This window comes from Alloyangia pacifica (assembly GCF_900116195.1).
Classification (GTDB): Bacteria; Pseudomonadota; Alphaproteobacteria; order Rhodobacterales; family Rhodobacteraceae; genus Salipiger; species Salipiger pacificus.
Genome location: NZ_FOZW01000003.1, coordinates 277,066 through 299,798 on the forward strand (window position 1 = coordinate 277,066; position 22,733 = coordinate 299,798).

At 65.7% G+C, this 22,733-nt stretch carries 20 protein-coding genes; 10 read left to right on the forward strand and 10 right to left on the reverse strand.

Translation table 11 applies throughout. From position 1 onward, the window contains the following. Window positions 1-33 precede the first annotated feature (33 nt). The 8 genes from BM397_RS08565 to BM397_RS08600 all read right to left on the reverse strand — a co-directional run bounded on the left by BM397_RS08565 (window position 34) and on the right by BM397_RS08600 (window position 7,263). On the reverse strand, window positions 34-762 hold the full coding sequence (locus BM397_RS08565) for a FadR/GntR family transcriptional regulator (RefSeq protein WP_092422929.1): 729 nt from the start codon (window positions 760-762) through the stop codon (window positions 34-36). Beyond that, window positions 759-1,751, reverse strand: coding sequence for a galactofuranose ABC transporter, permease protein YjfF (gene yjfF, locus BM397_RS08570; RefSeq protein WP_092422931.1), 993 nt, complete (start codon window positions 1,749-1,751; stop codon window positions 759-761). The genes BM397_RS08565 and yjfF overlap by 4 nt, the downstream gene beginning before the upstream one ends. Then, entirely contained in the window at window positions 1,748-2,794 is a 1,047-nt protein-coding gene (locus BM397_RS08575; RefSeq protein WP_176806559.1) for an ABC transporter permease, read from the reverse strand. The genes yjfF and BM397_RS08575 overlap by 4 nt, the downstream gene beginning before the upstream one ends. Beyond that, the gene (locus BM397_RS08580) at window positions 2,791-4,293 is read right to left on the reverse strand and encodes a sugar ABC transporter ATP-binding protein (protein ID WP_245696023.1); all 1,503 of its coding nucleotides are present in this window, start codon (window positions 4,291-4,293) and stop codon (window positions 2,791-2,793) included. Before BM397_RS08580 ends, BM397_RS08575 begins: the two co-directional genes overlap by 4 nt. A gap of 91 nt (window positions 4,294-4,384) precedes the next feature. Further along, entirely contained in the window at window positions 4,385-5,338 is a 954-nt protein-coding gene (gene ytfQ / locus BM397_RS08585) for a galactofuranose ABC transporter, galactofuranose-binding protein YtfQ (protein WP_092422933.1), read from the reverse strand. 168 nt (window positions 5,339-5,506) lie between these two features. After that, window positions 5,507-5,989, reverse strand: coding sequence for an RES family NAD+ phosphorylase (locus tag BM397_RS08590; protein ID WP_092422935.1), 483 nt, complete (start codon window positions 5,987-5,989; stop codon window positions 5,507-5,509). Next, a complete protein-coding gene (locus BM397_RS08595; RefSeq protein ID WP_176806561.1) occupies window positions 5,989-6,429 on the reverse strand; it encodes an Xre family toxin-antitoxin system antitoxin in 441 nt (146 codons plus the stop codon). Before BM397_RS08595 ends, BM397_RS08590 begins: the two co-directional genes overlap by 1 nt. 123 nt (window positions 6,430-6,552) lie before the next feature. Further along, on the reverse strand, window positions 6,553-7,263 hold the full coding sequence (locus BM397_RS08600; protein WP_092422939.1) for a hypothetical protein: 711 nt from the start codon (window positions 7,261-7,263) through the stop codon (window positions 6,553-6,555). A gap of 374 nt (window positions 7,264-7,637) precedes the next feature. On the opposite strand from BM397_RS08600, the gene BM397_RS08605 reads away from it, so the two are divergent. Continuing rightward, complete coding sequence (locus BM397_RS08605) at window positions 7,638-8,948, forward strand: AAA family ATPase (protein WP_092422941.1); 1,311 nt, start codon at window positions 7,638-7,640, stop codon at window positions 8,946-8,948. Continuing rightward, window positions 8,945-9,997 (forward strand): ParB/RepB/Spo0J family partition protein, encoded by a 1,053-nt coding sequence (locus BM397_RS08610; protein ID WP_092422943.1) that lies wholly within the window; start codon window positions 8,945-8,947, stop codon window positions 9,995-9,997. Before BM397_RS08605 ends, BM397_RS08610 begins: the two co-directional genes overlap by 4 nt. A gap of 681 nt (window positions 9,998-10,678) precedes the next feature. Here the strand turns inward: BM397_RS08610 and rhaI are convergent. Together rhaI and BM397_RS08620 are read right to left on the reverse strand one after the other, a co-directional pair. Beyond that, window positions 10,679-11,953 (reverse strand): L-rhamnose catabolism isomerase, encoded by a 1,275-nt coding sequence (gene rhaI / locus BM397_RS08615; RefSeq protein WP_092422945.1) that lies wholly within the window; start codon window positions 11,951-11,953, stop codon window positions 10,679-10,681. A 76-nt stretch (window positions 11,954-12,029) separates the two neighbouring features. Then, window positions 12,030-14,129, reverse strand: a complete 2,100-nt coding sequence (locus BM397_RS08620; RefSeq protein WP_092422947.1) for a bifunctional rhamnulose-1-phosphate aldolase/short-chain dehydrogenase — start codon at window positions 14,127-14,129, stop codon at window positions 12,030-12,032. A 186-nt stretch (window positions 14,130-14,315) separates the two neighbouring features. Between BM397_RS08620 and BM397_RS08625 the strand changes: the two genes are divergently transcribed. The 8 genes from BM397_RS08625 to BM397_RS08660 all read left to right on the forward strand — a co-directional run bounded on the left by BM397_RS08625 (window position 14,316) and on the right by BM397_RS08660 (window position 22,624). Further along, window positions 14,316-15,116 carry a DeoR/GlpR family DNA-binding transcription regulator gene (locus tag BM397_RS08625; RefSeq protein ID WP_092422949.1) on the forward strand — a complete coding sequence of 267 codons (801 nt, stop codon included), beginning with the start codon at window positions 14,316-14,318 and terminating at the stop codon, window positions 15,114-15,116. Between the two features lie 45 nt (window positions 15,117-15,161). Then, complete coding sequence (rhaS, locus tag BM397_RS08630; RefSeq protein WP_092422951.1) at window positions 15,162-16,160, forward strand: rhamnose ABC transporter substrate-binding protein; 999 nt, start codon at window positions 15,162-15,164, stop codon at window positions 16,158-16,160. 71 nt (window positions 16,161-16,231) lie between these two features. Continuing rightward, complete coding sequence (locus BM397_RS08635) at window positions 16,232-17,788, forward strand: sugar ABC transporter ATP-binding protein (RefSeq protein ID WP_092422953.1); 1,557 nt, start codon at window positions 16,232-16,234, stop codon at window positions 17,786-17,788. A gap of 100 nt (window positions 17,789-17,888) precedes the next feature. Further along, window positions 17,889-18,869, forward strand: coding sequence for an ABC transporter permease (locus tag BM397_RS08640; RefSeq protein WP_092422955.1), 981 nt, complete (start codon window positions 17,889-17,891; stop codon window positions 18,867-18,869). Further along, the gene (locus BM397_RS08645; RefSeq protein ID WP_092422957.1) at window positions 18,866-19,867 is read left to right on the forward strand and encodes an ABC transporter permease; all 1,002 of its coding nucleotides are present in this window, start codon (window positions 18,866-18,868) and stop codon (window positions 19,865-19,867) included. Before BM397_RS08640 ends, BM397_RS08645 begins: the two co-directional genes overlap by 4 nt. Further along, window positions 19,867-20,181 carry an L-rhamnose mutarotase gene (gene rhaM / locus BM397_RS08650; RefSeq protein WP_092422958.1) on the forward strand — a complete coding sequence of 105 codons (315 nt, stop codon included), beginning with the start codon at window positions 19,867-19,869 and terminating at the stop codon, window positions 20,179-20,181. Before BM397_RS08645 ends, rhaM begins: the two co-directional genes overlap by 1 nt. Window positions 20,182-20,188: 7 nt before the next feature. After that, window positions 20,189-21,604, forward strand: coding sequence for an FGGY-family carbohydrate kinase (locus tag BM397_RS08655; protein WP_092422960.1), 1,416 nt, complete (start codon window positions 20,189-20,191; stop codon window positions 21,602-21,604). A 66-nt stretch (window positions 21,605-21,670) separates the two neighbouring features. Next, window positions 21,671-22,624, forward strand: a complete 954-nt coding sequence (locus BM397_RS08660) for a 3-hydroxyacyl-CoA dehydrogenase NAD-binding domain-containing protein (protein WP_092422962.1) — start codon at window positions 21,671-21,673, stop codon at window positions 22,622-22,624. Window positions 22,625-22,733 lie beyond the last annotated feature (109 nt).

The window sequence follows — 22,733 nt, forward strand, 5'->3', positions numbered from 1 at the left end:
ATTCCGAATTCGGGAAATTTTCTCACCGGCGGATCAGCCCGCGCGGCGCACGCCTCCGGCGGGGGCATCCGTCACCACCTTTTCCATGCAAGCGCGCGCCCGGTCCGGCATTCCGGCGCGGATCGCATCGACGATGGCGCGGTGCTTCTCGACGCTGCGCGCGAGATCTCCCGGCTCGCGCGCCTCCTCTGCCTCGGCGATGAGCTGTGAGTAGAGCGCCGCCTGCACCAGATCGCCCAGAGATTGCAGGAAGCGGTTGTCCGAAAGCTGCAGGATCAGCTTGTGGAACTCCAGATCCGCCATGGCAAAGGCCGTGCGGCCGCCGGCCTGCGCCAGCGCCTCGCAGCTCGCATCGAGCCGCGCGTGTTCCTCGGGCCCGGCGCGCTCGGCCACCAGTGCCGCCGCCGCGGGCTCGATGATCAGCCGGATCTCGTTCAGATCGGCGACGAAGCGTCCCGGCGTCTTCTGTTCAGAGTGCCAGCGCAGCACGTCGGGGTCGAACATGTTCCACTCGGACGAGGGTTGCACCCGCGTGCCGACCTTGGCCTTCGAGGCCAGCATGCCTTTGGCGATCAGCGTCTTCTTGGCCTCGCGGATGACCGTGCGCGAGACACCGAACATCTCTTCGAGGTCCGGGTCGAGCGGGATCATCGCGCGCTCGGGGTATTCCCCGGCGACGATGGCCAGACCGAGCTGGTCCACCACGTGGGTGGTATGGCTCTGGGCGCGGTCCGAAAAACCGCCGCCCGCCGTCAATGTCATGATCGCGCGTCTGATGCGGTCAGAAGCCTTATGCGCGCCGTCGTTGCCCAACCCAAACCCTTTTGCAGCATGATGAAGGCGAACAGCAGGCCCCCGATCACGATCTTCGTCCACCAGCTCGAGAGCGTGCCGTCAAAGACGATGTACGTCTGTATCAGCCCCATGATCAGAATGCCAAAGAAAGTGCCCGCGACAAAACCGCTGCCACCGCTCAGGAGCGTGCCCCCGATGACCACCGCGGCGATGGCGTCGAGCTCGACGCCGACGGTCGCCAACGAGTAACCCGCCGAGGTGTAGAGCGTGTAGACGATCCCCGCGAGCCCGGCCAGACCGCCCGAGACAGCGTAGATTCCGATGGTCGTCCGCGCCCGCGGCACCCCCATCAGCTGCGCGGTCTGCGCCGAGCCGCCGATGGCATAGACGTTCTGGCCAAAGCGCGTGCGGTGCAGCACGATCATTGCCGCCACGTAGGTCAGCAGCATCAGCGCGCCGGTCAGCCGGAAGCGCCCACCCCCCGGGGCCTTCCAGTAGAGCGACTGCAGCCAGTCGTAAAATTCGTGGGTGATCGGCACGGACTCGGTCGACAGCACATAGGCCAGCCCGCGCATCAGGAACATGCCCGCCAGCGTGACGATGAAGGGCGGCATCTCGAGATAGTGGATGATCCCGCCCATGGCGGCGCCGAAGCCGGTGGTGATCAGCAGCACCAGCGCGAAGGCCACCAGCGGGTGAATGGATGTGTCGCGCAGGATCACCGCGAGGAAGACGCCGGTGAAGGCGATCACCGAGCCGACCGAGAGGTCGATGCCTCCCGACAGGATCACGAAGGTCATGCCGACCGCGGTGATGCCAAGGAAGGCGTTGTCGGTCAGCAGGTTGGCCACCACCCGTGTCGAGGCCATCGCCGGGTACTGCGCGGCGCAGAGCACGAAGGCCAGCACGAAGGTCGCAAGCGTGATGTAGAGCGGAAGCTTGGTGGATTGGCTCATGACTGGCCCTCCTCTTGCGGAGTCCGCGGGGCAGGCTTCGGCCTTTCCCGCAGCACCGGCCCGGTCGAGGCCCGCAGCAGGTAGAGGCTGTGGCGCACGCGCGGGCTCTGGATGACGAGGATGGCGATGATGATCAGCGCCTTGATGACGAGGTTGAACTCCACCGGCATGCCCGAGAGCAGGATCAGCGAGTTTACCCCCTGAATGATCAGCGCCCCCAGCAGCGAGGCGGTGATCGAGAACCGCCCGCCAAGCAGCGAGTTGCCACCGATGACCACGGCGAGGATCGCGTCCAGTTCCATCCACAGCCCGGCGTTGTTGGCATCCGCACCCTTGATGTCGGCGGCGACGATGACACCGGCGAGGGCGGCGCAGAGACCGGAAACAAGGTAGACCGCGATCAGCAGCACACGGGCGTTGATCCCGGCAAGCCGCGAGGACGTCTGGTTGATGCCCACCGCCTCGATCAGCAGGCCAAGGGCGCTCCGGCGGATCACCAGGCCCACGACGCAGGCCACGGCGATCCAGATCCAGATAGGCGTCGGTACGGCGGCGATAGTGCCGGCCCCCAGCCGGATCAGCCCGGGATCGTTGAAGGTGAGGATGGCTCCCTCGGTCAGCAATTGCCCGATGCCGCGCCCGGCGACCATAAGCACCAGCGTCGCGACGATGGGCTGGATGCGGAAGATCGCCACCAGCACGCCGTTCCACAGGCCGCAGGCGGCGCCCGCCGCCAGCGCCAGCAGCACCGCAAGCGTCCAATGCGCGCCGCCCACCACCGCCGAGGCGGCGACCGCCCCGGCGATGGCCATCACCGCCCCGACCGACAGGTCGATGCCGCGCGTGGCGATGACCAGCGTCATGCCGGTGGCCAGAAGCGCAGTGGGTGCGCCCCGGTTGAGTACGTCGATCAGGTTGCCGAAGAGCCGACCATGCTGGAACTCGACGTGGAAGAAGCCCCGGAAGACCAGAAAGTTGGCCGCCAGCACCAGCGCCAGGATGATGATCTGTGGCATCACCCGTTTCAGCGTGGATTTCATCATGCCGCGTCCTCCGCCGCGATGGCCTCGACGATGGATTTGGTCGAGATCTCGTGTCCGGTCAGTTCGCCCACCTGCCGCCGATCGCGCAGCACGACGATGCGCGAGGAATAGGCCACCAACTCCTCCATTTCCGAGGAGGCGACGATCAGTGCCATGCCCTTCTCGCGCAGATCCTCGATCAGCGCGATGATCTCGGCGTGCGCGCCGACGTCTATGCCGCGCGTCGGCTCGTCGAGGATCAACAGCTCGGGCTCGGTCGCCAGCCAGCGCGCCAGCAGCGCCTTTTGCTGATTGCCGCCCGAAAGCAGCCGGATCGGCATGTCGAGCGAGGCGAGGCGAATATCGAGCGCCTTCACGTAGTGCTGGGCAATCTCCTCGGCCTTGGCGCGGGGAATGGGACGGTGCCAGCCCTGCCGCGCCTGCAGCGACAGGATGATGTTCTCGCGCACCGACAGGTCGCCGACGATGCCGTCGGTCTTGCGGTCCTCAGGGCAGAGCGCAAAGCGGTTACGGATCGCCTCGCGCGGGTTGGTGATGCGCAGCCCCCTTCCCCGCAGCTCGGCCGTGCCCTGATCCGCGGCGACCACGCCGAAGACCACATTGGCGGTCTCGCTGCGGCCGGATCCGAGCAACCCGGCGAGGCCGACCACCTCGCCCTCGCGGATCTCCATGTCAAACGGCTCGATGCTGCCGCGCTTGCCGAAGCCCTTAAGCGAGAGCAGCAGTTCGCCGGGCTCGGAATGGGCGCGATGATGGGTCGCCGCCTCGAGCTGACGACCGAGCATCAGGGTGACGATCTCGGTCTGGCTCACGTCGGCGAGCCGCCGGGTGCCCACCACCCGGCCATTGCGCAGGATGGTGGCGCGGTCCGAGATGGCAAAGACCTGATCGAGGAAATGGGTGATGAAGACGATGGCGAGCCCCCTGCCCTTCAGCCGCTCGATCACCGAAAACAGCAGCTGCACCTCGTCATGGTCGAGGCTGGCGGTGGGCTCGTCGAGGATCAGCACCTTGCCCGAAAGCTCGACGGCGCGGGCAATGGCGACGATCTGCTGGATTGCGATGGAATAGCTCGAAAGGAGGCGGCCGGGGTCGATGTCGAGCCCGTAGTCGCGCAGGATGTCCCGCGCCTCGCGCTTCATCCGGCGATGATCGACCATGCCCCAGCGCATCGGCTGGCGGCCCAGAAAGAGGTTCTCAGCCACCGTGAGGTTCTCCAGCAGGTTCACCTCCTGGTAGACGGTGCCGATCCCGAGACTCTGGCTGTCCAGCGGATCGCGCGGGTCGATCTCGGCGCCCGAGAGCGCGATGGTGCCGCCGTCGCGGCTGTACGCGCCGGTCACGCACTTGATCAGCGTGGATTTTCCCGCGCCATTCTCTCCCAGCAGCGCGTGCACCTCGCCGGGATAGAGCGCCAGCTCCACGTCATCGAGCGCGATCGCGCCCGGAAAGAATTTGCTGATGCCGCGTGCGTGCAGCACCGGTTCCGGCATGGCCATCCCGAGTTCCCTCCCCTCGAACAGGGTTGTGCGCCCCCCGGCCCCCACCGGAAGGCGCGTCCGGCAGGGGCCCTGCCCCCGCCGCGCAGCGTCAGTATCCGAGATCCTTCTTGCTCTCGTAAATGGCCGCGTTGTCGTCATCGCTGGTGTAGAGCTTGGATTCCGTCTGGATCCACTTCGGCGGCATGGTGCCGTCCTTCCAGTAGGCTTCCAGCACGTCGAAGGCGGGCCCGGCCATGTTCGGCGTCAGTTCCACCGTGGCATTGGCCTCGCCGGCCTTCATCGCCAGATGGATGTCGGGCACCGAGTCGATCGACACGATCTTGATGTCTTCGCCCGGCTTCAGACCGGCTTCCTTGATCGCCTGGATCGCGCCCACGGCCATGTCATCATTGTGCGCGTAGAGCGCGCAGATGTTCTCGCCGCCCTCGGACTTGAGGAAGCTCTCCATCACCACCTTGCCCTGCGCACGGGTGAAATCGCCGGTCTGGCTGCGGGTGATGGAGATGTTGTCCGCGGCGGCGATGGCCTCTTCGAAGCCCTTCTTGCGCGAGATGGCGGGCGAGGAGCCGGTGGTGCCCTGAAGCTCGACCACGGGGCACTCGGCATCGCCCACAGCCTCCACCAGCCAATTGCCGGCAACCATGCCTTCGTGCACCTGGTCCGAAGTCACGGCGGTCATGTAAAGGTCCTCAGGGGCGTCGATGTTGCGGTCCAGAAGGATCACCGGGATGTCGGCATCCTTGGCCTCTTCCAGCACCTCCTCCCAGCCGGTGGCGACCACCGGGGCGAGCAGGATCGCATCGACCCCCTGCGCCACGAAGCTGCGGATCGCCTTGATCTGGTTCTCTTGTTTCTGCTGGGCGTCGGCGAATTTCAGGTCGTAGCCACGCTCTTCGGCCTGCTGCTTGGTGACCGTGGTCTCGGCGGCGCGCCAGCCGGACTCGGATCCGATCTGCGAAAAACCGATGGTTTCGCCCTCGGCCATGGCGACGGCGGGCACAAGGATAGCGGCGCTTGCGAGCAAGCTTTTAAGAATGTTCATGATGTCCTCCCATGGACCTCTCCTCAGGTCCTCGGTCAATTAAGTATTACTTTATTACTATTGTAAAGCGTCCTGTGACGCCGCCGTGGCTTCCGCAGAAAAATGCAGGATAATCAGCTGCCTGATACTGGTTCTCGCGCGTGATCACATTGCGCCACACGACTCGGCCTAGCGGGAAAACAGTCGGGCATCCCAGGCGATGGGCGTCTCGAGCCCGGTCGCGATGCGGACGAAATCCGGGTGCGCCACATTGAAGATCAGGTTGCGTTCCACCGGGGCGACGGCGCTCGGCACCACCAGCACCGCAGAGCGCGCCTCTTGCACCCAGCCATGGCCGAAGGCGGCGGCACCGGGGTCGCCCGGCGTCTTCCAGTCCGGCGCGAGATGATCGGCAAAGACCTCGTAGCTGACGCCCGCCGGAATGGTGATCTCGAGCGCGTGCTGCCCTTCGGGCAGGATCCCGGCGAAATGCACCAGCTTTTCCAGCATCGCGGTGGCGTAATGCTCGGAGGCGTAGATCACCGGATCGCCTGCAAGGTGCCAACGCCCACCGTAGCGCAGCGCGCCGCCCTCGGACCAGATCGGGTAGCGCCCCTCGGGATCGCCGATGCGCCAGGCCCGGCGCTCGGCGTCGAAGCGGCGGTGAGTCATCAGGCGGCGAAGCCCGCCTCGGCCCGGTGCAGCAGGTCGATCACCGCATCCGCCCCGGCCGAACTGGAGGTTGCCAGATCCAGCGCCGCACGCCCGCCTAGCATCGGGTGCGGCGCTTCGAGAAAGGCCATGCACCGCTCGTGATCGCCCCGGTAGAGCCGCAGCGCCAACTCGTAGACGCGGGCGAATTCGTAAAGCTTTTCACTGGTTTCTCGGGTCAGCGGTTTTCCGTGGCGGCGCACGCGCCGGTAGGTCGCCTCTGGCAGGATGCGAAAGAACCGCGCCGCGCCGAGGCGGTCATGTACCCGCCGGGCGCTGTCCGCTGGCAGCCCATGCGCAACCTGGTCGGCCAGCGAGATGCGGTCGGTCACGCCATTCGCAAGGCCGAGAAGATCGGCAATGCGCAGAGCTTCGGTCGGGCGATCCTTCAGAACTTGCATGGTGGGCCTCCGCAGGGAGAGTAAGTCAGCTGACACCAATATGGCGATCATCTGATCGCGGTCAAGGATTCGGCGCCCGCTCGCCCGCCGGAAGCCCTACCGGGAAACGCCCCGGCAGGACGGTCACCCGGTGATTTCGATCCGCCGCAGACCGTGGAATTCCTGAGCCGCCATGCCCTGCAGCGGGCGCAAGTGGTGCGTCAGCACGTATTGCGCGGCAAAGGCCGAGGGGGCCTTGAGAAGCAGCAAACCCTGCTCATAGCTGTCGAAACTCAGCCCCGAGAACCAGCTGCGGTGCAGGCCCGGATCGGTCTGCGACAGCCGCGCCAGCGTCCGGCTCCAGGGGCCGGTCTCGGCAATCGCGGGCGTTCCTGGCACCGCCTCGGCCGCACGGGCACCGAAATCGACGCGAACGACCTTTTCGCCGGTGTTTTCCGGCACGGGGGTCTGCACCTCCATCCGCGCCGAAAAATCCGGGCCAACGTTGCCCCAGTGGGGTGCGCTGAGCTTGAAGACCTCGGAATAGTTGAGCCGATAGGCTGCCACCCTGCCCCGCACCCCGGGCCGGAGTTGCAAGAGAATCTCGGTTTTCGTCAGACGTTTGATCTCGCGTTTGACCGTGCGTTCGTCGACCGACCAGAGCCGGGCCATCTCGCGCTGGCCGACGGTCAACTCGTCGTTGCGCCAGTTGTACCTCGCCGTCACCAACGCCACGAGCCGCAGCATCGAGGTCTGGAATCCGGGCGATCCGTTCAGCCCGGCAAGGGCCAGGGCCGTCAACAGGTCATATTTCTGGGAGCCTGCCTGAGGTCCCGTAAATCGTTTGAAGTCCATGTCCGTCTGCTCTGCCGCCGATTTGGGTTCGGCTTCATTGGCCGATTCCCCGTTGGCTTCGACACTGCTCGATTTTCCCGTCGTTTGTCAACGAGCACAAAAATACGGGAACGGACCCCTTATCCAAATTTATTTGGAAAAAATCGGTTCATTGGTAATGGGTGACAGACATGGTGACACCAATTTAGGGGGTGTTTGTCACCTTATCCACCGTTTTGGCCCCAGGGGTGTCACGAAAACTGTGCCTGGCCCGCTGCAAAAATCCCGTAATCCCGAAAAACTGCGCTGAAATGCGAGAATCGCAAACTCTGGGTTTTGCCCTTTCCGCTATTCGCGTTATTGAAAGGACAGTAGCAGAAAACACGAGCAGGCTCATGAGAGACCATTCCGACCTTCAATCGATGAACGAACGCAGCCTTGCACAGCAGGCTGCGGTGCGCCGCGCGACCTTCTCCCCGGCAGAGGAAAAGATCCTGCGCCCCTTCTCCATCTGGGAGATCAGCCACTTCATGTTCGACGTGCCCGCGGACACGCTGCGCAAGAAGCTGGCCGACGATCCCTCGCTGCCGCAGGGCTCCGTTGAAGAGGACGGGCGTCAACGCTGGTTCTCGCTGCAGGAGATCAACGAACTGCGCCGCCGGCTGCGGTTCCGCGGCAAGTCGCTGTTGCCCCACCGCCCGACCGGCCGCGCGATGCGCGTGGCGGTCTCCAACTTCAAGGGCGGCGTTGGCAAGACCGTCGTGGCCCAGCACCTCGCCAATGCCGCGGCGCTCGACGGCTATCGCGTTCTCGTGATCGACTTCGACCCGCAGGCGACGATGACCCACTCCATGGGTCTGACCGAGGTGAAGGAGTGGAACACCGTCTGGGGCATCATGTGCCGCGACCTCTGCCGCGAGGCCGATCGGATCGCCGCCGCCTACGATGACCCGGCCGACTGCCCCTACCCCACCGCCGACGAGCTGCCCGAGGACGTGCAGTCGATCGGCGCGCAGCGCATCCAGGACTTCATCCAGAAGACCGCTTGGCCGACCATCGACATCATCCCGTCCTGCGCCAACGCCGCCTTCGTCGAGTTCGCCTCGGCCCAGTACCGCGCCATGCATAAAGCGTGGAGCTTCTTCGGCTGCGTGTCGCGCTATCTCGACGAGCTGCCCGAGGACCAATACGACCTCATCATCTTCGACTGCCCGCCGGCCATCGGCTACCAGTCGCTGAACGCGGCCTTCGCGGCGGACATCCTCTATATCCCCTCGGGCCCCGGCTACTGGGAGTATGACTCGACCACCAGCTTCCTCGGCCAGCTCGGTGACGCGCTCGAGGATATCTCGGATGGTTTCGCCAAGGTCGCCGAAGATGCCGGCATCCGTCTGCCGAAGCGCTTCGACGACGTGCGGCTCCTTATGACCCGTTTCGAGCAGTCCAACCCGCTGCACGTCGCGATGATGGATGCCTTCCGCAATGTCTTTGGCGCCGACGTCTGCAAGCACGCCATCGAGATGACCCGCGCGGTCGAACAGTCCGGCCGCTTCCAGCAGTCGGTCTACGAACAGGACTACCGACAAATGACGCGCGAGACCTGGAAGCGCGCGCGCCAGAGCTTCGACTCCGCCTACGACGAGTTCAAGGAGGTGGTGCTGCGCGCCTGGGAAGCGAAGAACACCAAAGAGGAGGTTGAGGCATGAGCAGCAAGAACAAGTTCGGCTTCGGCCCGATCGAGCCTGCAGAGGTCAAGCCGCGCCGCCGCGATCCTGGCCCGATGGGCACCGCGGTGCGCGAGGCGGCCAGCAGCATGACCGAGAGCACCGAAAACCTCGTCGAACAGCGCCGTCAGAACGCCACCGACGCCAAGGCGTTTCGCCAGGCACAGGAAGAGGGCCGTGTGCTGGTCGCCATCCCGCTCGACGAGATCCGCACCGATGATCTGCCGCGCGACCGTCTCGACCTGAGCAGCGTCGCCACCTCGGACGAGATGGAGGAGCTCAAAGCCTCGATCCGTGAGCGCGGCCAGAAAGAGCCGATCGAGGTCTACCGCACCGATACCGGCTACCAGCTGAAAAAGGGCTGGCGCCGGATCACTGCGCTGGAGCAGCTGCTGACCGAAACCGGAGATCCGCGCTTCGGCAAGGCGATCGCACGGGTTGCGGAAGAAGCGGGGACTCGGATCGACCTCTATATCGACATGGTCGAGGAGAATGTGATCCGCGAGGACCTGAGCTTCGCCGAGATGGCGCAGGTGGCGATCACCGCGGCGCAGGACTCCGGGCTCGACGGGATGGGCGCAGAGGAGCTCGTCGGTCGCATCTATGCCTCGCTGCACAAGATGAAGCGCTCTTATATCCGCAGCTTCGTTTTCCTTCTCGAGACTCTGGGGGAGGGGCTGCCGTATCCGAAATCGGTGTCGCGGAACCTTGGCGTCGACGTTGCGCGCAAGCTTCAGGCCGCTCCGGAACGCGCGGCGGCGCTGACGTCGGCTCTGACCACGGTTAGCACCGCCGAAGAGCAGGCTGAACTTCTGAAGAAGTTCGTCCAGACCGCCGAGCGGGCCGAAAGCAAGGCGCAGGACACGCCGCGCCAGCGCAGCGTGAAATACGAATTCCACGTCGGCCTGTCCAAGGTGACAGCGCGCAAGGGCGAGTGCCGCATCCTCTCCGAGATCGATTTCTCCTCGGTGGACCGCAAGCGCCTGCAGCGCGCCGTGGAAGCATTCGAGGCGGCGCTGCGCGACGGGTAACCCATGGGTTACGGAGTCGGGTGACGGTAACCCGACCTGTAAACAAAGGGCATGTGAGGCCGGTAACCCATGGGTTACCGGCCTTTTGCTCGGCCGCGCCCAAGGGGGCGCACGTGCGCCGACGAAGGACTAACGCAATATGCGAGCAGTGCTCAGTCCACCTGCGGTGCGTGGGTGGTCCCGAAAGGCCTCCGCAAAGATGATTGACCAACGCTGGGGCTGGGTAGGGCAGGGAAGGCGTGTCCGGACTCTGGGTAACCCACGGGTTACCCAGAGTCGCCGCGGCTCCTGCCTGGGGCAACAGCAAGCGGGGAGTTTCGCGGCACCCAAAGTTAATCTCGCGGAAGCTGCCGGAGCGGGGAATTGGGAGGGCGCAAAAGCCTGCTCCGAAGAAAGAACCGAAGGCAAAGGTGGAAGAGCGGATTGGCACCGCGATGGGGGTGGGTGCTCAACATCGACGAGCGGAAGTCCCAAGACTTGAATCGGACGTATCAGGGAAGCGCGACTCCGCAAAACCACACAAAACCAGGGTGATTCGCGTCAAAACAGCTGCGAATCAGGGCCTTAGAGGCTAATTCAAGCCCCGAATCGGCGCTAAATGTATGAGAAAGAATAAGAAATCCCGGCAGATTTCGCTGCCGGGATGGGAATTTGCCTCTCGGGGCCGATTTTGGAGCGAAATCAGACGATCCCGCCGCCCGCACCGCTGACCTCGGGCCGTTCCGCAGAGACCTTGGCCCGGTAGTTCGAGGCCCGATAGGCTGCCACGGGATCGATGGCGGCGCCGGCCTCCTGGCGCGCCATGGCGAGGATGGGCTCGACATCGACACGGTAGGCCGCCTTCAGCGTTGCTGCGCCCATCAGCGCGTCGTTCTCCTGCTGGAAGCCTTTCAGCGCCTGCCGGTCCACCAGAAGAGCCTGCGCATAGGCGCGCCGCACCTCGTTGGCCGAGGAAATCAGGCTCTCGATCGGGTCGGTCACATTGTGTGACTGGTCAAGCATATGGGCCGGGGCGAACCCGTCCTTGCCCTCAGCCGCAACCAGTTCGTTGAACACGAGGAACAGCCGGAACGGATCGATGCTGCCCGTGTCGAGGTCATCATCGCCATATTTGCTGTCGTTGAAATGGAAGCCCCCGAGCTTTCCGAACTGGATCAGCCGCGCCACGATCATCTCGATATTGGTGTTCGGCGCGTGGTGGCCGAGATCGACGAGACAGAAGGCGCGCTCTCCCAGTTCCTTGGCGATCAGGTAGTTCGTGCCCCAGTCCTGCACGACGGTGGAATAGAAGGCCGGCTCGAACATCTTGTGCTCGGAGAACAGCCGCCAGTCGTCGGGCAGGCTCTTGTAGATGTCTTGCATGGCCGAGAGATAGCGCTCGAACTGCGCCGTCAGGTCGGTCTGGCCGGGGAAGTTGGAGCCATCCCCGATCCATACAGTCAGAGCCTTGGAACCAAGTTTCGAGCCGATTTCGATGCATTCGAGGTTGTGCTCGACCGCCTGCGCCCGCACCGCAGGATCGGTGTGCGACAGCGAACCGTACTTGTAGCTCAGCTTCTGGCCGGGTTGGTCCTGGAAGGTGTTGGAGTTCATCGCGTCGAACCCCAGCCCAAGCGAGGCGGCCTTTTCAAGCAGTGCGTCCGGGTCTTCCTTGTCCCAGGGGATATGCAGCGAGACAGTGGGCGTCGCCGCGGTCAGCTGGTGGATCACGCCGCAATCGTCGAGCTTGTCGAAGATGCCCCGAGGCTCGCCGCCACCGGGAAAGCGGGCGAAGCGGGTGCCGCCGGTGCCCACGCCCCAACTCGGCACAGCCACGCCATAAGAGCCGACTTTCTTCTTGATAGTGTCGATATCGATGCCGCGGCGGGCAAGCTGCGTGCCCAGCATCTCGTAGTCGAACTTGAGCGCCTCGGCGCGCGCCGCATTTTCAGCGGCGATCAGATCGCTGTCGATCATGAAATCCTCCCGTGCCGCCCTTGTGCGGCGGCGTGAAAAGGGCGGCGCGAGGGGCCCGCACCGCCGGAACAGGGTCTTATCGCGTGAAGGCTTCCTTGTTGCCCGCATCGACGTTGAGGATGTTGCCGGTGGACTTGGCAGAAAGGTCTGAAGCCAGGAAGTAGGTGGCCTCGGCGATGTCTTCGGGCAGCACCGAACGCTTCAGCATCGAGCGATTGCGGTACATCTCCTCAAGCCCTTCCTTGTCGGTGCCGTAGGTCGCGGCGCGCTGGTCGAGCCATTCGCCTTCCCAGATGCGCGAGCCACGCAGCACCGCATCGGGGTTCACCACATTGACCCGGATGCCGAGCTCGGCGCCTTCCAGCGCAAGGCAGCGGGCGAGGTGCAGCTCCGACGCCTTGGCGGTGCAATAGGCCGAGGCATTGGGCGAGGCCGCGAGGCCGTTTTTCGACCCTATGAAAACGATAGAGCCGCCCATGCCCTGTCTGCGCAGCAGGCCGAAGGCCTCGCGCGAGACTAGGAAGTAGCCGGTGGACAGGATGTCCATGTTCCGGCTCCAGAGCGCCAGCGAGGTTTCCTCGACCGGCGCGGAGGAGGCGATGCCCGCGTTCGACACCAAAATGTCGACGCCGCCGTACTCCACGGCCGTCTCTGCATAGGCTCTGGCAACGGCGTCTTCGCGTGTCACATCGACGGCGACCGAGCGCACCACGTCGCTTGAATAGACACTGGAAAGCTGCTCCTGAACCTTCTCCGCCGCCGCGAGATCGATGTCGGCCAGCACCACGCAGGCGCCCTCGCGCAGCAGGCGCTCGGCCGTGGCCGCGCCGATGCCGCCGCCGCCGCCGGTGACCAACGCCACGCGGCCGGCCAGCGACTTCGGTTTCGGCATGCGCTGGAGCTTGGCCTCTTCCAGAAGCCAGTACTCGATGTCGAAGGCCTCCTGTTCGGGCAGGCCCTGGTACTCGCTGACCGCCGAGGCCCCGCGCATCACGTTGATTGCGTTCACGTAGAATTCGCCCGAGATGCGGGCCGTCGCCTTGTCCTTGGCGAAGGTGATCATGCCGACGCCGGGGACCAGATAAACCACCGCGTTAGGGTCGCGCAGGGCAGGGGAGTCGGCGTGCTTGCAGCGCTCGTAATAGGCGGCGTAGCTGTCGCGGTAGGCCTCGACCTGTGCGGGCAGGCTGGCCAGCACGGCGCCGAGATCCGGCTTGTTAGGGTCGAAATCCACCACCAGCGGCGCGATCTTGGTGCGCAGGAAGTGGTCCGGGCAGGAAGTGCCCATGGGGGCCAGCGTCAGCAACGCGTTCGAGTTCACGAAATCCAGCACCGCGTCCTGGTCGTCGAAGTGGCCGACCATGTGCTGGTTGCCCGAGACCATGCCGCGGATCGCCGGCATCAGCGCCGCCGCCACCTCGCGGCGCGCTTCGGGGGCGAGGCTCTGCAGCCTGGCACCGCCGAAGGCCGGCTTGTCCTCGGTCTTGGCCTCGAGCCAGGCGATGGCCTCGTTGATGATCTCGATGGTGGTGGCATAGCAGCTCTCGGCCGTGTCGCCCCATGTGAAGAGCCCGTGGCTTTCGAGAACCACGCCGTCGGCCTCGGGGTTCTCGAGGCAGTACTTCTCGAGCCAGAGACCCAGCTCGTAGCCGGGGCGCTTCCAGGGCAGCCAGCCGATGCGGTCCCCGAAAATCTCCCGAGTCAGAGCCTTTGAGTCCTTCGAAGCGGCAATGGCGATGATCGCGTCGGCGTGCATGTGGTCCACATGCACGCGCGGCACATAGGCGTGCAGCGGCGTGTCGATCGAGGCAGCACGCGGGTTCAGGTTGAAGGTGCAATGCGGCAGGTAGCCGACCATCTCGTCCTCGAACTCGAGACCGCGGTAGACACCCTTCAGCGCCCGGAGCTTGTCCATGTAGAGGGTCGAAAACCCGTCCAGCTTCATCGAGCCGACGTCACCGCCCGAGCCCTTGACCCAGAGCACCTCGGTCTCATCGCCGGTGAGCGGATCGCGCTCCATGACCTTGGCCGAGGTGTTGCCGCCGCCGTAGTTGGTGATTCGCTTGTCCGACCCCAGAAGGTTGGACCGGTAGAGCAGCTTCTCGGGCTCGCTCATCCCCGCGGCCTTGCCGCTATCCCACAGATTTTGCAGGCGGTCCTTGGCCTTTGTCAGCATGGTGATCCTCCATTGTCGCGGTCCGGATTGGCCGCCTCCTCGCCCTGAAAGCTGCGACCGGACCCGCGATCTGTCAACCAGAAACGATCAGAACCAATCATGCGGCGGCGCAGCATGATTGAAACTGAAAAAACATGATTGACTTGATCGGGGATTCGTCCAATCTGACGTGAACGGGAGGACCAGATGCACGAAACGGAACGCCACAGGATCATTCTTTCCGCCGTTCAGGAGCGGCCGATCGTGACGGTTTCCGAACTCGTCGCGCTGACCGGCACCTCCGAAGCGACGATCCGGCGCGACATTGCCACGCTGCATGCCGCCAAGCGCCTGCGCCGGGTGCGCGGCGGCGCCGAGGCGCTGACCCCGCCGCCGCTGCCGGGGCTGGCCGGGCGGCCGTTCTCGGTGAACCAGGCGATCAACATCGACCAGAAGCAGGCCATCGCTCGCGAGGCCGTGGCGCTCTGCGATGACGGCGAGGCGATCATCATCAACGGCGGGACGACGACCTTCCAGATGGTCCACCCGCTGGCCAACCGCCGGTTGCAGGTGCTGACCAACAGTTTCCCGATCGCCGAGCACCTGCTGAAGAATTCCAAGAACACGGTGATGCTGCCCGGCGGTGCGCTCTACCGCGAGCAGAACATCATCCTGTCGCCCTTCGCCAATGACATGACCCGGCACTATTACGCCAAGCGCATGTTCATGGGCGCCCATGCGCTCGGGCCGATCGGGCTGATGGAGGCCGACCCGCTGCTGATCCAGGCAGAGGAAAAGCTCATCGACCAGGCCGACGAGTTGGTCGTGCTGGTCGACAGCACGAAATTCGACAATCGCTCGAGCCTGGTGCTCTGCCCGCTCGAACGCATCGACATCGTCATTACAGATGACGGGATTTCCGACCGCACCGCCTCGATGTTGGAGGCAGCCGAGATCCGGCTGATCGTGGCGCAGACGGGACGGGCGAGAAACGCCGGGGCCGGGTGACGGCACCGCGCGATACGTGAAAGCTCATCATTCAGGGAGGATACCATGGGCATTTCGAGACGACTTTTCGGAGGAACCGCGCTCGCCGCGATGATGCTGGCCGGCGGCGCCGCGCAGGCACAAGACAACGTGCGCATCGCGCTGGTGGTGAAGGCGCTCGGCATCGGCTTCTTCGAGGCCGCCGCCAAGGGCGCCGAGGAGGCCGCCGCCGAGCTGGGCAACGTCGAGGTGATCTACACCGGCCCCACCGACACCACCGCCGAGGGCCAGATCGAGGTGATCAATTCGCTGATCGCGCAGAACGTCGATGCGATCGCCGTCTCGGCCAATGACACCGACGCGCTGGTGCCCGCCCTGAAGAAGGCGATGCAGCGCGGCATCACGGTGATCTCCTGGGACAGCGGTGTCGCACCCGAGGGCCGGCAGCTGCACCTCAACCCCTCGTCGAACCCGCTCATCGGCAACATGATCATCAAGCTTGCCGCCGACAACCTGCCCGACGGCGGCGAGGTCGCGGTGCTCTCGGCCACCACCACTTCGACGAACCAGAACATCTGGATCGACGAGATGAACAAGGTGATGGGCGACTACCCGGGCATCGAGGTGGTCACCACGGTCTACGGCGACGATCTCGCCGACAAGTCCTACCGCGAGGCGCAGGGGCTGATGCAGACCTATCCCGATCTTGACGCGATCATCGCGCCGACCTCGGTGGGTATCGTCGCCGCCGCCCGTGCTGTCGAGGATGCCGGCAAGGTCGGGCAGGTGAACGTCACCGGGCTCGGCCTGCCGTCCGAGATGGCCGGCGCGATCGAGAGCGGTGCGTCGAAGAGCTTCGCCATCTGGAACCCGATCGACCTCGGCTACTCGGCGACCTATCTCGCCTACGAGCTGGCGACCGGCGATGCCGAGGCCGCCCCGGGCGCCGAGATCCCCATGGGCCGCATGGGCGCGCTGACGCTCGACGACAACAACGAGGGGGCGATGGCCGACCCGTTCGTCTACGACAGCAGCAATATCGACGAATTCAAGAGCATCTTCTGATCCGGCTCTGACTAAGGCCCCGGCGCGCGCCTGCGCCGGGGTCCCACCCAAACCCAACTTCGGGGGCCTCGATGCAAGTCAGCCTCACCACCCCGCCCGTTGCCGCTTCATCCAGTGGCGCGACGGCCGATGCTGCCCCCGTGCTGCGGCTCGAGGGGATCACCAAGACATTCCCGGGGGTGAAGGCCCTCGATGGCGTCACGCTCGAGCTTTACCCCGGCCAGGTCACCGCGCTGGTCGGCGAGAACGGCGCGGGCAAGTCGACCATCGTCAAGACGCTCACCGGCATCTACCAGCCCGACGCAGGCACCATTAGCCTTGCTGGCGCGCCGGTGCACTTCGCCACCGCGCAGGACGCCACCGCCGCCGGGATCACCGCGATCCACCAGGAGACGGTGCTCTTCGACGAGCTTTCCGTCGCCGAGAACATCTTCATCGGCCATGCCCCGCGCGGTCGCTTCGGGCTCATCGACTGGCCAAAGATGCGCAAGGACGCGCAAGAGATCCTGTCGCGCATCGACGCCGACCTCGATCCCGACATGCCGCTGCGCGAGCTCGGGATCGCCTCGAAGCACCTCGTGGCCATCGCACGCGCGCTTTCCGTCGACGCTCGCGTCGTCATCATGGACGAGCCCACCGCCGCGCTGTCGCACAAGGAGATCGAGGAGCTGTATGAACTGGTCGAGCGGCTGCGCGCCGAGGGCCGGGCCATCCTCTTCATCTCCCACAAGTTCGACGAGATCTTCCGCATCGCCGACCGCTACACCGTCTTCCGTGACGGGCAGCACGTGGGCTCGGGCCTGATCGCTGACGTGGACGAGGCCGAGCTGGTGCGCCTGATGGTGGGCCGCTCGGTTGACCAGATCTTCCCGCAGCGTGCCCACAATGTCGGGGATGAGGTGCTGAAGGTGGTGGGCTACGCCCATCCCACCGAGTTCGACGACATCAACTTCACCCTGCGCCGCGGCGAGATCCTCGGCTTCTACGGGCTGGTCGGGGCAGGGCGCTCCGAGGTCATGCAGGCGCTCTTCGGGGTCACGAAGCCCTCCAAGGGCGCGGTGCGCATCGACGGGCAGGTACGGGTGATCCGCTCGCCCGCCGAGGCGGTGGAGAACGGCATCGTCTATGTCCCCGAGGACCGCGGCCGGCAGGGCGCGGTGATCGGCCTGCCGATCTTCCAGAACGTCACGCTGCCCTCGCTGGCGCAGACCTCGCGCCGCGGCTTCCTGCGGCTCTCCGAGGAGTTTGCCCTCGCGCGCGAATATACGGAACGGCTCGACCTGCGCGCCGCGGCGCTGGATCAGGATGTCGGCAATCTCTCGGGCGGCAACCAGCAGAAGGTGGTGATCGCCAAGTGGCTGGCGACGAAACCCAAGGTGATCATCCTCGACGAGCCCACCAAGGGTATCGACATCGGCTCCAAGGCCGCCGTCCACGGCTTCATGGCCGAGCTCGCGGCGCAGGGCCTCTCGGTGATCATGGTCAGCTCCGAGATCCCCGAGGTGCTGGGCATGTCCGACCGGGTCATCGTCATGCGCGAGGGGCTCATTGCCGCCGAGCTCGACGGCGAGGACCTCACCCCCGAGAACCTCGTGCGCCATGCCGCCGGCATCGGGGCGCAGCCATGACCCGGCCGCTTTCATCTTTCCGAAAATACTCCGGGGGTGAATTCGCGCAGCGAAGAGGGGGCAGGGCCCCCAACACCCCTCCGGCAGAGGGAGCCGTCCGATGAAAATCTTCCTGAAATCCCGCGAGGCGATCCTGTCGCTGGCGATCCTCGCGCTGCTGGTGCTGATCGCCAGCCGCTTCCCGGCCTTTGTCGAGCCCGGCAACCTCGCCCGTGTCTTCACCGACACCTCGCCGCTGATCCTGCTGGCGCTGGGGCAGACGGTGGTGATCCTTACCCGCTGCATCGACCTCTCGGTCGCCGCCAACCTCGCGCTCACAGGCATGGTCTGCGCCATGCTCAACGCGGCCTATCCGGGCGTGCCGGTGGCGGTGATCCTGGTGCTGGCGCTGGCCATGGGCGCGGTGATGGGGATGATCAACGGGCTGATGGTCTGGAAGCTGAACATCCCGCCCATCGTGGTGACGCTGGGCACGATGACCATCTACCGCGGCATCATTTTCGTGATCTCCGGTGGCGCCTGGGTCAACGCGCATGAGATGAGCCACGCCTTCACCGGCTTCCCGCGCGCCGAGTTGCTCGGCCTTCCGGTGCTGGCCTGGATCGCCATCTTCGTTACCGGCCTCTTCTTCCTCGGCATCGCGCGCACGCCGCTTGGCAGGGCCTTCTACGCCGTGGGCGGCAACCCGCATGCGGCTGTCTATACCGGCATCGATGTCGGGAAGACCCAGTTCATGGCCTTCACCCTCTCCGGCATGCTCGCGGGGCTGACCGGCTATCTCTGGGTCGCGCGCTACTCGGTGGCCTATGTCGACATTGCCGGCGGCTTCGAGCTGGAGGTCGTGGCGGCCTGCGTCATCGGCGGCATCTCCATCGCCGGCGGGGCAGGGACGATCCTCGGCACGCTCCTGGGCGCGCTCTTCCTCGGCATCGTCAAGAACGCCCTGCCGGTGGTCGATATCTCGCCCTTCTGGCAGCTCGCCATCTCCGGCACGGCGATCATCGTCGCGGTGGCCTTCAACAGCCGCTCGGCCCGCTCCAAGGGCCGCATCATCCTCAAGCGCGCGGAGGGCCACGCATGACCGAGACCGCATCTCACGGGCAGGCGCCCCGCCATATTCGCGACCGTTTGCAGGGCCCCGGCGCGCGGCTGCTGAAGAGCTGGGAACTGCTGCTCTTTGCCGTCGCGGTGGCGATCTTCGTCGCCAACAGCTTCGCCTCGCCCTATTTCCTCAACGCCTGGAACCTCAGCGACGCCACTTTCAACTTCACCGAAAAGGCGATGATCGCCTTTGCCATGGCGCTGCTGATCATCAGCGGCGAGATCGACCTCTCGGTCGCCTCGATCATCGCGCTGTGCTCCACCGCCATGGGGGCGGCCGTGCAATACGGCGCGGGCACGCCCGAGATCGTGCTGATCGGCCTTGCCACCGGCCTTGCCTGCGGTGCTTTCAACGCCGTGCTCGTGACCAAGATGGGCCTGCCGTCCATCGTGGTGACCATCGGCACGATGAGCCTCTTCCGGGGCATTTCCTACATCGTGCTCGGCGACGGCGCCTACCGCGGCTACCCGGCGGAGTTCGCCTACTTCGGGCAGGGCTACGTCTTCTGGGTGATTTCCTTCGAGTTCGTGCTCTTCGCGCTGCTCGCCGTGCTCTATTACGTCCTGCTGCACCGGACCAACTTCGGCCGCATGGTCTATGCCATCGGCAACAATGCCACCGCCGCCAGCTTCTCGGGCATTCGCGTGGCGCGGGTGAAGTTCATCCTCTTCCTGCTCACCGGGCTCATGTCGGGGGTGGCGGCGATCTGCCTGACTTCGCGGCTCGGCTCGACGCGGCCCTCCATCGCCTTCGGCTGGGAGCTCGAGGTGGTGACCATGGTGGTGCTGGGCGGCGTGTCGATCCTCGGCGGCTCGGGCTCGATCCCCGGCGTGGTGATCGCCGCCTTCGTCATGGGGCTGGTGACCTTCGGGCTGGGCCTGCTGAACGTGCCGGGCATCGTCATGTCGATCTTCATCGGGCTGCTGCTCATCGGGGTCATCGCCCTGCCGCGGCTCTGGGCGATGTGGAGGCGCTGATGGAGAAATACGCCTTCCGCATGGAGCTGAACCCCGGCTGCGCCGAGGAGTACAAGCGCCGGCACGACGCGATCTGGCCCGAGCTGGAGGCGCTGCTTAAGCAGGCCGGGGTCGAGGATTACTCGATCCACCTCGATCCCGAGACGGGCCACCTCTTCGGCGTGCTCTGGCGGCGTGAGGACCACGGCATGGACGCGCTGCCGCGGACCGAGGTCATGCAGCGCTGGTGGGCGCATATGGCAGACATCATGCGCACCCACCCCGACAACGAGCCGGTGGCCGTGCCGCTCGTGCCGATGTTTCACATGAAATGAGGCCGAGATGACCAAGCCGCCCCGTCCGAGCCCCCGCCATGTTGCCGTCTGGGACATCGGCAAGACCAACGCCAAGATCGCCGTGGTTGACGTGCACAGCATGTCCGAGATCGGCGTGCGGACCCGCCCCAACAGGGTGCTGACGGGCGGGCCCTATCCGCACTACGACATCGAGGGGCTCTGGGCCTTCCTGCTGGACGGGTTGAGCGAGCTCCAAGCCGAACATGGCATCGACGCGATCAGCATCACCACTCATGGCGCCTCGCTGGTACTGCTCGACGGGACTGGGGCGCTGGCCTGCCCGATGCTGGACTACGAGCACGGCGGGCCGGACGCGCTGGCGGCGCAATACGACGCGATCCGCCCGGATTTCCCGGTGACCGGATCGCCGCGACTGCCGATGGGACTGAACGCCGGCGCGCAGCTGCACTGGCTGCTGGAAACCCAGCCGGGTCTGCGCGAGCGCCTCGCGCAGGTGGTGACCTATCCGCAGTACTGGTCGGGGCGGCTGACCGGGCGTTTTGGCTGCGAGTATACCTCGCTGGGTTGCCACACCGATCTCTGGCAGCCGCGCGGGCGCAGCTTCTCACCGCTGGTCGCCGCGCTGGGGCTGGAGGGGAAGATGGCCCCGCTCGCCCATGCGGGTGACGTGGCCGGCACGTTGCTGCCCGAGGTCGCCGCGCGCACCGGGATCGCGCCCGATACGCCCGTGCTTTCGGGCATCCACGATTCCAACGCCTCGCTGCTGCCGCATCTCAAGGCGCTGCCGCAGCCCTTTGCCGTGGTCTCGACGGGCACCTGGGTGATCTCAATGGCGGTGGGCGGCGCGCAGGTTCCGCTCGATCCGGCGCGCGACCTGCTGATCAACGTCAACGCGCTTGGCGGGCCGACACCCTCGGCCCGTTTCATGGGGGGGCGCGAGTACGAGATGCTGAAACCCGAGACGGGCCCACACTCCGAACGCGACGTGCGCGCCGTTCTGCAAAGGCAGGCGATGCTGCTGCCCTCGGTCGAAACCTCATCCGGCCCGTTCCCCGGACGACACGGCGACTGGTCCGAGGCGTTGTCGCCCGGCGAGAAGTCGGCCGCGCTGGCCTTCTACCTCGGGCTGATGACCGCCGAGTGCCTGTCGCTGATCGGCGCCGAGGGGCCGGTGGTCGTCGAGGGGCCATTTGCGCGCAACGCGCTGCTGCTCGACATGCTGGCCGCGGCGACGGGGCGCGACGTGGTTTGCTCTGCCTCGGCCACCGGCACCAGCATCGGCGCGGCGCTTCTGGCGGCAGGCGAGGCTGCGGCGAGCGCGGTGCAGGCGCATGAGGTGACCTTGGACCGAGGCGCGCTTGACCGTTACGCGGCGGCATGGCGCGTGGCGGTGCGGGGCGATCCCTCCGAGGGGTCTTTCCCCCGCCGCGCAAACGGCTAGGGTGCGCGCAAGCGAGGCGGTTTCCGCCCAGCCATGCGCGATTTCCCGAATCCGAGAGGTTTTCCCATGCCCTTCCCGTCCAACCCCCAGACCGTCGCCGTCATCGGCACGGGCACCATCGGCGCCAGCTGGGCGACGCTGTTCCTCGGTGCCGGACTGAGTGTCCGCGCCAGCGATCCCGGAGAGGGGGCCGAGGCGAAGCTGCGCGCCTTCGTCACCGCCGCATGGCCGTCGATGGAGGCGCTCGGGCAGACGTCGGGCCGCAGCGCCGAGGACGCGCTCGCCGCGCTCAGCTTCTTCGCCACGCCCGAAGAGGCCGCGATCGGCGCCGAGCTGGTGCAGGAGAACGCCCCCGAGCGCATCGAAATCAAGCGCGAGACCTACGCCAAGCTGGAATCCGCGTTGGCTCCCGAGGTCGTCATCGCCTCGTCCACCAGCGGCATCATGCCCAGCGAGCTGCAGGCCGAGATGAAACATCCCGAGCGGCTGGTCGTCGGCCACCCGTTCAACCCACCGCACCTCGTGCCGCTGGTCGAGGTGGTGCCGGGCAAGCTGACCTCGGCAGAGGCGGTCGAGGCCGCGATGGTCTTCTACAAGTCGGTCGGCAAGGTGCCGATCAAGCTGAACCGTGAGATGATTGGCCACATCGCCAACCGCCTGCAGGCTGCCGTGCTGCGTGAAAGCGTCTATCTGGCGCGCGAGGGCGTGGCCTCGATGGCCGACATCGACCTTGCCGCCTCGATGGGGCCGGGCCAGAGGTGGGCCTTCATCGGACAGGGCAAGATCTTTGCGCTGGCCGGCGGCGTCGGCGGCATGGCGCATTTCCTCGATCACCTCGGCGAGGCGGTGGAGACATGGTGGGATGACCTCGGCGATGCGCGGCTCGACAGCGAGACCCGCGCCATGCTGACCGAGGCCTATGGAACGCCGACCGAGGAAAGCTTTGCCAAGGACGTCGCCTTCCGCGACGCGGCACTGCTGCGCCGTCTCAAGGCGCTGTCGGAAGATTCTGAAGGGTGAAGCCGGGCGAGCGTCGGCCCGTTGGGTTGGCGCTGCAACGGTTGAGGTCCGCGCTTTATGCCAGCCAAGCCCGCGTGACCTCGTTCACCTGCAAATGAATGACAAAGCG

Bases quoted from the DNA above. Each gene is read 5' to 3' on its own strand.
- BM397_RS08565 (WP_092422929.1), bottom strand. From the start codon at position 762: ATGACATTGACGGCGGGCGGCGGTTTTTCGGACCGCGCCCAGAGCCAT.
- yjfF (WP_092422931.1), bottom strand. From the start codon at position 1,751: ATGAGCCAATCCACCAAGCTTCCGCTCTACATCACGCTTGCGACCTTC.
- BM397_RS08575 (WP_176806559.1), bottom strand. From the start codon at position 2,794: ATGATGAAATCCACGCTGAAACGGGTGATGCCACAGATCATCATCCTG.
- BM397_RS08580 (WP_245696023.1), bottom strand. From the start codon at position 4,293: ATGGCCATGCCGGAACCGGTGCTGCACGCACGCGGCATCAGCAAATTC.
- ytfQ (WP_092422933.1), bottom strand. From the start codon at position 5,338: ATGAACATTCTTAAAAGCTTGCTCGCAAGCGCCGCTATCCTTGTGCCC.
- BM397_RS08590 (WP_092422935.1), bottom strand. From the start codon at position 5,989: ATGACTCACCGCCGCTTCGACGCCGAGCGCCGGGCCTGGCGCATCGGC.
- BM397_RS08595 (WP_176806561.1), bottom strand. From the start codon at position 6,429: ATGCAAGTTCTGAAGGATCGCCCGACCGAAGCTCTGCGCATTGCCGAT.
- BM397_RS08600 (WP_092422939.1), bottom strand. From the start codon at position 7,263: ATGGACTTCAAACGATTTACGGGACCTCAGGCAGGCTCCCAGAAATAT.
- BM397_RS08605 (WP_092422941.1), top strand. From the start codon at position 7,638: ATGAGAGACCATTCCGACCTTCAATCGATGAACGAACGCAGCCTTGCA.
- BM397_RS08610 (WP_092422943.1), top strand. From the start codon at position 8,945: ATGAGCAGCAAGAACAAGTTCGGCTTCGGCCCGATCGAGCCTGCAGAG.
- rhaI (WP_092422945.1), bottom strand. From the start codon at position 11,953: ATGATCGACAGCGATCTGATCGCCGCTGAAAATGCGGCGCGCGCCGAG.
- BM397_RS08620 (WP_092422947.1), bottom strand. From the start codon at position 14,129: ATGCTGACAAAGGCCAAGGACCGCCTGCAAAATCTGTGGGATAGCGGC.
- BM397_RS08625 (WP_092422949.1), top strand. From the start codon at position 14,316: ATGCACGAAACGGAACGCCACAGGATCATTCTTTCCGCCGTTCAGGAG.
- rhaS (WP_092422951.1), top strand. From the start codon at position 15,162: ATGGGCATTTCGAGACGACTTTTCGGAGGAACCGCGCTCGCCGCGATG.
- BM397_RS08635 (WP_092422953.1), top strand. From the start codon at position 16,232: ATGCAAGTCAGCCTCACCACCCCGCCCGTTGCCGCTTCATCCAGTGGC.
- BM397_RS08640 (WP_092422955.1), top strand. From the start codon at position 17,889: ATGAAAATCTTCCTGAAATCCCGCGAGGCGATCCTGTCGCTGGCGATC.
- BM397_RS08645 (WP_092422957.1), top strand. From the start codon at position 18,866: ATGACCGAGACCGCATCTCACGGGCAGGCGCCCCGCCATATTCGCGAC.
- rhaM (WP_092422958.1), top strand. From the start codon at position 19,867: ATGGAGAAATACGCCTTCCGCATGGAGCTGAACCCCGGCTGCGCCGAG.
- BM397_RS08655 (WP_092422960.1), top strand. From the start codon at position 20,189: ATGACCAAGCCGCCCCGTCCGAGCCCCCGCCATGTTGCCGTCTGGGAC.
- BM397_RS08660 (WP_092422962.1), top strand. From the start codon at position 21,671: ATGCCCTTCCCGTCCAACCCCCAGACCGTCGCCGTCATCGGCACGGGC.